Origin of the sequence: Arthrobacter ipis (assembly GCF_014694315.1) — a bacterium.
GTDB lineage: Bacteria > Actinomycetota > Actinomycetes > Actinomycetales > Micrococcaceae > Arthrobacter > Arthrobacter ipis.
The window spans coordinates 346,804-355,596 of sequence record NZ_JAAOXD010000001.1; the positions used below are offsets into that span (position 1 = coordinate 346,804).

The 8,793-nt window shown below is 65.9% G+C and carries 8 protein-coding genes and 1 pseudogene; 5 read left to right on the top strand and 4 right to left on the bottom strand.

Features of this window, described 5'->3' with window-relative positions:
* Nucleotides 1–358 (bottom strand): annotated as a pseudogene (locus tag G9E11_RS01540) (pyruvate dehydrogenase (acetyl-transferring), homodimeric type); the annotation flags it as partial.
* 327 nt (nt 359–685) lie between these two features.
* Here G9E11_RS01540 and G9E11_RS01545 point away from each other — a divergent pair.
* From G9E11_RS01545 to G9E11_RS01565, 5 genes are all read left to right on the top strand, one after another.
* Complete coding sequence (locus G9E11_RS01545; protein WP_190602337.1) at nt 686–2,251, top strand: NCS1 family nucleobase:cation symporter-1; 1,566 nt, start codon at nt 686–688, stop codon at nt 2,249–2,251.
* Nucleotides 2,252–2,277: 26 nt separating this feature from the next.
* Nucleotides 2,278–3,021: an aspartate/glutamate racemase family protein gene (locus tag G9E11_RS01550; RefSeq protein ID WP_190602339.1), complete on the top strand. Its 744-nt coding sequence runs from the start codon at nt 2,278–2,280 to the stop codon at nt 3,019–3,021.
* A gap of 43 nt (nt 3,022–3,064) precedes the next feature.
* Complete coding sequence (locus G9E11_RS01555; protein ID WP_190602341.1) at nt 3,065–3,826, top strand: SDR family oxidoreductase; 762 nt, start codon at nt 3,065–3,067, stop codon at nt 3,824–3,826.
* Between the two features lie 197 nt (nt 3,827–4,023).
* Nucleotides 4,024–4,578 (top strand): hypothetical protein, encoded by a 555-nt coding sequence (locus G9E11_RS01560; RefSeq protein ID WP_190602343.1) that lies wholly within the window; start codon nt 4,024–4,026, stop codon nt 4,576–4,578.
* A gap of 67 nt (nt 4,579–4,645) precedes the next feature.
* Nucleotides 4,646–6,124 carry a cation:dicarboxylate symporter family transporter gene (locus G9E11_RS01565; RefSeq protein ID WP_190602345.1) on the top strand — a complete coding sequence of 493 codons (1,479 nt, stop codon included), beginning with the start codon at nt 4,646–4,648 and terminating at the stop codon, nt 6,122–6,124.
* Between the two features lie 163 nt (nt 6,125–6,287).
* Here G9E11_RS01565 and G9E11_RS01570 read toward each other — a convergent pair whose 3' ends face one another.
* The 3 genes from G9E11_RS01570 to G9E11_RS01580 form a co-directional block, all read right to left on the bottom strand.
* The gene (locus G9E11_RS01570) at nt 6,288–6,686 is read right to left on the bottom strand and encodes a sterol carrier family protein (RefSeq protein WP_190602347.1); all 399 of its coding nucleotides are present in this window, start codon (nt 6,684–6,686) and stop codon (nt 6,288–6,290) included.
* A gap of 29 nt (nt 6,687–6,715) precedes the next feature.
* Entirely contained in the window at nt 6,716–7,732 is a 1,017-nt protein-coding gene (locus tag G9E11_RS01575) for an asparaginase (protein ID WP_190602349.1), read from the bottom strand.
* A gap of 96 nt (nt 7,733–7,828) precedes the next feature.
* Nucleotides 7,829–8,793, bottom strand: a 965-nt coding sequence (locus G9E11_RS01580) for a molybdopterin-dependent oxidoreductase (protein WP_190602351.1), incomplete at its 5' end; no start/stop codon positions are given.

Below are 8,793 nucleotides of genomic sequence, written 5' to 3' on the forward strand. Positions count from 1 at the left end.
AGATGTGCCCGCCCACCCCGATCTCGGGCCGCTGCGCCCGGTGCACCATCACCGCCGCGTTCCAGCGCATGTAGGCCCGGTAGCGGCGCTCGTATTCCTCGTTGCCCGGGAACTGCGCTTCCTGGTCCACCGGGATCGTGTTCACATAGTCCGTGGTGGTCACCATCGGAACCCCGACGCTCTGCGCGCCGGCACGCTGCAGGAGACTGCGCATGATGTATTGGGCACGCTCCGTGCCCTGTTCCCTGATCAGCGCATCCAGGGACTCAACCCACTCGGCGGTCTCTTCCGGATCACGATCAGGCAGCTGGTTAGTCAACCCGCTGAGGATATGGGAGGTATCTTCTCCTGCAGCCACGGCAGCCTCGTTTCATCTTTGAATGTTGGGCTCATGTTTTCGTATTGTGAGAAAACATTCTTGCTATTCGAGATTATCCGGCGCGTTGGATCCGGGTCAAACGCCGGCATGTACTTCTGGCGGTACCGCGTCGCGCGGAACCTAGCGGACGGATTGTGACCACTGCGAGGTGGCCGGCTTCTTGACCCTAAGGTGATGCAGGTCATACGCTTATTTCACTATTCAACAAGTTTGTTTCGCGATGTGGAATAACAGCAATAATCAGCCGGTCATGACCGGCCGATCAAGGGCTCACCACCGCGAAGATCCCAGAAACTGGAGAACCAGATGCAGACGACCCCCTCAGTCGGCGTCGAAACGGAAGGCGCGACGCCGTTGTCGGGCCAGCCGGTTCATCCCGCCGCCGGCGTCGACGCCCTGTGCGAAGCGGCCAGCGCCGCCGCCGGCCACGACATCAGCCCCACCCTCTACAACACCGACCTTGCACCCACCAAGCGGCAAGGACGCCGCTGGACGGCGTACAGCATCTTCACCCTGTGGGCGAACGACGTGCACAGCCTCGGGAACTACGCGTTCGCCGTCGGACTTTTTTCCCTCGGCCTCGGGGGCTGGCAGATCCTCATGGCCCTGGCCATCGGAGCGGTTCTCCTCTTCGTGCTGCTCAGCTTCTCCGGTTTCATGGGGCAGAAGACGGGTGTTCCGTTTCCCGTCATGAGCCGCATCAGTTTCGGCATCCGCGGCGCCCAACTGGCCAGCCTTCTGCGCGGCGCCGTGGCGGTCGCGTGGTTCGGGATCCAGACGTTCCTTGCCTCGGTGGTGCTCCGCGTCATGCTGGTGGCCATGGTCCCGTCCCTTCATGACATGGACACCAACTCGATCCTCGGCCTGTCCACGCTGGGCTGGATCTCCTTCGTGGGGCTGTGGATTGTGCAGCTCGTGATCGTCAGCTTCGGCATGGAGATGATCCGTAAGTACGAGGCCTTCGCGGGCCCGGTCATCCTGCTGACGATGGTGCTGCTGGCTGTCTGGGTCTTCATCGAGGCGCGGGGCTCCATCCAGTGGACCGGCATCCGGGGCCTTGAGGGCGGCGAGATGTGGCGAACAATTTTCGCCGGCGGCGCGCTCTGGGTGTCCATCTATGGGACGTTTGTCCTCAACTTCTGCGACTTCACCCGCTCCGCCGTGTCCAAGAAGGCCATCGTGCGCGGAAACTTCTGGGGCATCCCGATCAACATGCTCCTCTTCGGCGCCATCGTGGTGGTCCTGGCCGGCGGGCAGTACAAGATCAACGGCACCATCATCGAAACTCCGTCGGACATCGTCCAAAGCATCCCGAACGCCCTGTTCCTGGTGCTGGCCTGCCTTGCGATCCTCATCCTGACCATCGCGGTCAACCTCATGGCGAACTTCGTTGCCCCCGTTTATGCTCTCACCAACCTCTTCCCCAAGCGGCTCAACTTCCGCAGGGCAGCCTGGGTGAGCGGCACCATCGGCCTGGTCATCCTGCCGTGGAACCTCTACAACAACCCCCTCGTCATCGTGTACTTCCTGGGCGGGCTGGGTGCACTGCTTGGACCCCTGTTCGGCGTGGTCATGGCGGACTACTGGCTGCTCCGCCGCGGAAAGGTCAACGTTCCCGAGCTCTACACCGAGAACCCGGACGGAGCCTACTTCTACAAGCGGGGCGTCAACCCGCGGGCCATCATCGCGCTGGTGCCGGCAGCCATCTTGGCCATCCTCGTTGCCTTCCTCCCTGCCTTCGAGCCGGCTGCACCGTTTGCCTGGTTCTTCGGTGCCGGCGTCGGAGCACTGAGCTACTACGTGATTGCCGACCGCAAGCAGCGCTTTGAGGACGCCGACGGCGAGGCCATCGCCGTCGCCAGCAACCACTGAGAGCCGACCCCATCCAGGAGGAACCTATGCGCATACTCGTTGCGAACGTCAATACCACCCAGTCCATGACCGACTCCATCGCCGCCCAGGCGCGCAGCATCGCTGCCCCCGGCACGGAGATCATAGGAATCACGCCGCGCTTCGGGGCGGACTCTTGCGAAGGCAACTTTGAGAGCTACCTGGCCGCGATCGCCGTCATGGACCGGGTGGTCAACTATCCCGAACCCTTCGACGCCGTTATCCAGGCCGGCTACGGCGAGCACGGCCGGGAAGGTTTGCAGGAGCTGCTGGACGTACCCGTCGTCGACATCACCGAGGCGGCGGCCAGCACGGCCATGTTCCTGGGCCATAAGTATTCCGTTGTCACCACCCTGGACCGTGCCGTGCCGCTCATTGAGGACCGGCTGAAGCTGGCCGGCCTCGACGCCCGCTGCGCTTCCGTGCGGGCCAGCGGGATGGCCGTGCTGGAGCTCGAGGAGGAGCCGGAGCGGGCGGTCGAGGCCATCATCAGGCAAGCGCTGCTCGCCGTCCGCGATGACAAAGCCGAGGTGATCGTGCTGGGCTGCGGCGGCATGGCGGGGCTGGACGAACAGATCCGGCAGCGCGCCGGAGTGCCAGTCGTCGACGGCGTTACGGCCGCCGTGACTATCGCGGAGTCCCTGGTCCGCATGCAGCTCTCCACGTCCAAGGTGCGGACGTACGCCACGCCGCGGCCCAAGACCGTCATAGGCTGGCCGCTGGCGGCGGATGGCGTTCCCACCCGCGCCTGAGGTTCCAACAACCGCCCAGGTTTCAACAACACAGGAGAACAGCATGACCGTTCCACCCACGTCCGGGCGGGTCGCCGTCGTTACTGGCGCCGGTTCCGGCATCGGCCGGGCGGTTTCGCGGCAGATGCTGGGGGAAGGTTACCGGGTGGCCATGGCGGGCCGCCGCGAGCCGCAACTCCTGGAAACGGCGGACGGGCACCCGGAGGCGCTTGCGGTGCCGTGCGATGTCACCGTGCCCGACGACGTCGAACGCCTTTTCGCTTCTGTCCTCCGGCGCTGGGGCCGGGTGGATGTCCTGTTCAACAACGCCGGGGTCTTCGGCCCGGCGGCATCGGTGGACGAGATCAGCCTGGCGGACTGGGAGGCCACGGTCGCGGTGAACCTGACCGGTTCGGTGCTGTGCGCCGGGGCGGCCGTCCGGGCGATGAAGGCGCAGTCGCCCCAGGGCGGGCGGATCATCAACAACGGCTCGATCTCCGCGCATTCACCACGTCCGCGCACTGTTGCCTATGCCGTCACCAAGCACGCCATGACGGGCCTGACCAAGAGCATTGAGCTGGACGGCCGGGAGTTCGGCATCACCTGCGGGCAGATCGACATCGGGAACACGGCCACGGAGATCATGGATACGATCGGGGTTGGCTCGGGGGCGCTCCAGGCGGACGGCAGCCGCCGGGTGGAACCGATGTTCCCGGTGGAGGACGCGGCACGGGCGGTGCTGATGATGGCGGGGATGCCGCCGTCGGCCAGCGTGGGCTCGGTGGTGATTACGGCAGCCGGCATGCCCTTTATAGGCCGCGGCTGACTCTCCCTGCCTCCGAGTCTTTGTCCACATATCGCGACTTAAACGCCCTTCAGCGGCCAATATCTGCACAAAACTCGCGGCCTCGAAGTTCGGCCTGTGGATAACCCGAGGCGGCCGACGCCGGCGTCCCCGCAGCGGAAGTCCACGGCGTTCCGCTGCCGCCGTGGGCGGAGTTCAGGCCCGACGACGGCGGGCCGGTGACCGCCGTCGTCGAACCGGTGCCGTGGGGCAAGAAAAACGGACCGCATTTCCGGGAGCCTGGACGGTTCCTTCACCTCTCCAGAGAGAACTGCGGTACGCTTCCGCGCCGCCGCGGCATCGCCGGGCACCGGCTCAAGGTCCGCGAGGGCGATCTCGTGGAGGTCGACGGCCTGAGGCTGACATCCGTGGCCCGGACGTGGGTGGACCTTGGCTCCGTCCTGCCCATCGACGACCTTGTGGTGGCCGGCGACACCATCGTCAGTGAGCACGCCAGGCACTTCGGGCCGCCGAAGGTCGCAAGGTGCGGCTGGCCGAGCTGCGGAAGTTCGTGGACGTGCCAACAGCGTCTACCGGGTGCAGAAGGCGCGGCTCGCGCCCGATCGCGGGTGAGGCAGGCGCTGCGCAAGCAGGGGCTGGCGGAAATGAGAGAGTTTTTGTCCAGATATCGGCCGCTGGAGGGACTTCAACTCCCAACAAATGGACAAAAACTCAATTGTGACCGGTGTTTTGACTTCCGCATCGTGAAAACTGAATTTCCTCTTGCGGAATAATGTGACCGGGGTTACGTTGGAGACAGACCCCGATCCGGGGCAGTTCCCAATTGATAGGTACAGGTCAATGAAGATCCCAGATTCCTCGGCGCTGAAGGCGAGTTCGGTGCCGTCGAAGAAGAAGCCCCTCTATAGGTCGCTCTTCTTCCAAATTCTGATCGCCGTCGTGGCAGGTGTTCTCACAGGGCATTTCTGGCCGGACCTAGGCGCTCAACTGAGGCCGCTCGGTGACGGCTTCATCCAGCTAATCAAGATGATCATCGCGCCGCTGATCTTCCTCGTGATCGTTACTGGAATTTCGGCCGTTGGCGACGTCAAGGCGGTCGGAAGGGTAGGAGTCAAGGCTCTTCTCTACTTCACAGCGGCCACGCTTTTCGCCCTGGTCTTCGGCCTGATTGTCGGCAACATCGTCCAGCCCGGAGCGGGCCTGAACATCGATCCGAGCACCCTGTCCCAAGAGGCTGTCGACGCCAAGACCGGCCACGCCGTGCCGAAGGACGCAGCGGCGTTCATCCTGGACGTCATCCCCACCAGCGTTATCGGCGCCTTCGCCAACAACAGCCTGCTGCAGGTCCTGTTCTTCTCCGTGTTCTTCGGCGCCGCCATCGTCGTCATCGGCCGCGAGCGGTGCCTGCCGGTGGTCAGCCTCATGGAGACGGTCCTGGAACTCGTTTTCAAGATCATGTCCTGGATCATGAAGGTCGCTCCGATCGGTGCCTTCGGTGCCATGGCCTTCATCATTGGCCAGTACGGGCTGGACACCCTCGGCACCTACGCGATGCTGATCGCGGCCTGCTACGGCGCAGCTGTTATCTTCATCGGGCTCCTGTTCGTCGTGGCCTGGAGCTTCGCCCGGGTTCCGCTGTGGCAGTTCCTCAAGTACACCCGCGAGGAATTCCTGCTAGCCCTGGGCACGGCCTCCACTGAAGCCGTGATGCCGCGCATCATGACCAAGCTGACGAATGCCGGATGCTCCCGGGCCACCACCGGCCTGGTGGTGCCAACGGGCTACTCCTTCAACCTGGACGGTGCGGCGATTTACCTGTCCATCTCCCTGCTGTTCCTCGCCCAGGCCTTCGGCCACCACCTGGACCTCGGCCAGCAGCTCGCGGCCCTCGGCGTCCTGCTGCTGACCTCCAAGGGCATGGCCGGCGTTCCCGGCTCGTCCTTCCTGGCACTGTCCGCCACGGCAGCCGCGCTCGGAATCTTCCCGGTGGCCGGCGTCGCCCTGCTCCTCGGGGCCGACCGGCTCATGGACTCCATGCGCGTGGTGGTCAACCTGCTGGGCAACTGCGTGGCAACCTTCGTGGTCTCCAAGTGGGAGGGCCAGTTCGACCGCAGCGTCATGGTCCGGGCATTCCGTGGCGAGATCACCAACCACGATTCGGCGGTCATGCTCGGCGTGGAGGAGGACTTCCAGGAGCAGGAACTGGAGCGGATCAGCGGTGGCGGGGAGGCCTCGCCCAAGTTCCGCGGCGGCCCGAACCCGGGTGAGATGCCCGAGTTCCAGATGAGCAGGCCGTCCGCCGCCATCAACCACGAATGACGTACGGAGATTTTGTCCAGACATCGTCCGCTGAAGGCCCTTGAAGTCGCGATATCTGGACAAAAACTCCAGAGGATTGAAGGCAGGATCCCGTCCCCGGCTGAGCAGTCAGTCTGGGGCGGGGTCCTGCCTCGTTAAGCCGGCTGCGTTAAGTCGTGCTGCGTCAGAAGGGGAGCAGCGCCGACAGGTCTGCGCGCAGGCCGGAGGCGGCCACGCGTCCGGCGCCGACGGCGTCCGTCCAGCTCAGCCGTCCCGTCACCATCGCAAGCCAGGTGGCAGCATCGCACTCGATGACGTTCGGGGGAGTGCCGCGCGTGTGCCGCGGGCCTTCCACGCATTGGGTGACGCCGAACGGCGGCACCCGCACCTCCACCGAATTCCCCGGCGCGCGGGCGGTGACCTCCTCAAGCGAGTAGCGCACCGCCGTCGCGATCACCGAACGGGGGACGGCCGGAGCGGCCCTCGCCGGAGCAGCGTCCGACGGCGGGACGGCACCTGCCGTCCACTGGGCCAGGGCCGCTTTGCCGTCGGCCGGGTCGATTCTGCGGCGTGCAACTGCCACCGGGGCCTCCTTGAAGAGCTAAAAGTACGTTAGTCCAGCAGGGCCGAGACGGCATGGCCGAGGCGGATCTTGCCCACGGGACGGCCACCGCCGAGGACCGGCTCCACCACTTTCTCGAGCACGCTGGACACGCCAGGGATGTCGACGGCTCCGCATGCGGCCAGCAGCGTCAGCCCGACCAGCGACGTGGCCCGCAGGTTGCCGTCGAGCATCTTGAGGGCCACGGAGACCCCCTGGGACGTGGCCATGACCAGGATGCCCTCGGCGCCGATCTTGGCGATGACGTCCAGCTCCTCCATCACGACGGTGTTGGCCTCACCCCTGCCCTGGACCGCCCACGGGTAGTCCAGCATGGAGGTGGCGATGGTGGCGGCGCGGGCGTTGGCGGATTTGTCGGAGGGGGCCTTGGCGAGCAGGGAGTAGGCGCGGGCCAGGCCGCTCAGTGAGATGGCGGCCACCGGTGCTCCGCAGCCGTCGATGCCCAGGTGCGCGATCTGTTCGCCGGAATACTCCTCGATCACCGTGCGGATGCGCTGCTGCAGCGGGTGGTTGGGCTCCAGGTAGCTGTGCGTGTCCCACCCGTTTTCGGTGCAGGCCCAGAGGAAGGCCGCGTGCTTCCCCGAGCAGTTGAAGGCCAGCCGGGACTTGCCCCGCTCAGACTGGGTCAGCCAGGTGCGTGCCGTCTCGTCCTGCGGCCAGGCGGCGGGGCACTGCAGCTGGTCCTCCTTGACGCCCGCGGCCTTGAGCATGCCTTCGACGACGTCCATGTGGTCGAGCGACCCGGTGTGGCTGGCGCAGGCGAGGGCCACCTGGGCGCCCCGCAGCGGAACACCGGACTGCATGGAGGCCAGCGCCTGCAGGGGCTTGAGCGTGGAGCGGGCCAGGATGGGGGTGGAGATGTCGCCCAGCTGCGTGACCACGTGGCCGTCCGCGGCGAGCACCACGGCCGCGCCGATATGGCGCGACTCCACGAATCCGCTTCGTTCAACCACGGCGAGTTCGACGGCAGAATCCACAGTGAACGTGGCGTGCGAAGTTAGGGCCATAGGCCCAGTCTATGGCTCGGCGGCGGCATTCCCCGGGAGCCGTCCAGGGCGCCCGGCCGGCTTTTACACCGCCAAGACGCCCAGTAACAGCACAGCCTACTCAACGGTGACCATGACCGACTGCCAGCCGGAGGCGCCGTCCGGCACGGGATCGGCGCGCTTCTCCGTCTGCACCTCGCCGGTCCCGTCCGTTGCCCGCGCCTTGACGTAGTGCGAACCGGGCGTGGCGTCCCAGGCGAAGGACCACTGCCGCCAGGTATCCACGGAGGCCTCCTCCGAGAGCACTGCCTCGGTCCAGTCGCCGCCGTCGATCTGCACCTCAACCTTGGTGATGCCCCGGGTCTGCGCCCAGGCGGTGCCCCCGATGGCCACCTTCCCCGCCTTCACCACGGCAAATGATTTGGGCACCTCCACCCGGGCCATCGTCTTGATGGGTCCGCGCTCCGACCAGCCGCGCTGCGTCCAGTAGGCCTTGCTGTCGGCGAAGCGGGTCACCTCCAGGTCCACCACCCACTTCGTGGCGGACACGAACCCGTACAGTCCCGGCACCACCATGCGCACGGGATAGCCGTGTTCCAGCGGCAGCGGGCCGCCGTTCATGCCGATGGCAAGCATGGCGTCGCGGTCATCCTGCAGGACCTCCAGCGGAGTGGAGGCGCTGAACCCGTCGACGGAGGTGGAGAGCACCATGTCAGCGCCGGCAGTGGGCCTGGCCCGTTTGAGCACCTCGCGGATGGGGAGCCCCAGCCACTTGGCGTTGCCGGCGAGGTTGCCGCCCACGGGATTGGAGACGCAGGTGAGGGTCACATGGGACTCGATCAGGTCGGCGTCGAGGAGGTCCTGGAAGGTTAACCGGACCTCCTGCTCCACCTGTCCGTGCACGCGCAGTTCCCACTCCTCCGCCTTGATTTCCGGAATGCTGAGGGCGGTGTCGATCCGGTAGAAGTCCTTGGCAGGCGTAAGCCACGGCGTCACGCCGGGCGTTGCCGACTGTACTCCGCCGGGCACGGCGGCTGCGGGCCGGACCGGCGCCGGCAGCCGGACGGCCTCGCGCGCCTGCG

What these genes read in the sequence shown, in the direction of transcription:
- G9E11_RS01545 (WP_190602337.1), top strand. Translation starts at nt 686, where the DNA reads ATGCAGACGACCCCCTCAGTCGGCGTCGAAACGGAAGGCGCGACGCCG.
- G9E11_RS01550 (WP_190602339.1), top strand. Translation starts at nt 2,278, where the DNA reads ATGCGCATACTCGTTGCGAACGTCAATACCACCCAGTCCATGACCGAC.
- G9E11_RS01555 (WP_190602341.1), top strand. Translation starts at nt 3,065, where the DNA reads ATGACCGTTCCACCCACGTCCGGGCGGGTCGCCGTCGTTACTGGCGCC.
- G9E11_RS01565 (WP_190602345.1), top strand. Translation starts at nt 4,646, where the DNA reads ATGAAGATCCCAGATTCCTCGGCGCTGAAGGCGAGTTCGGTGCCGTCG.
- G9E11_RS01575 (WP_190602349.1), bottom strand. Translation starts at nt 7,732, where the DNA reads ATGGCCCTAACTTCGCACGCCACGTTCACTGTGGATTCTGCCGTCGAA.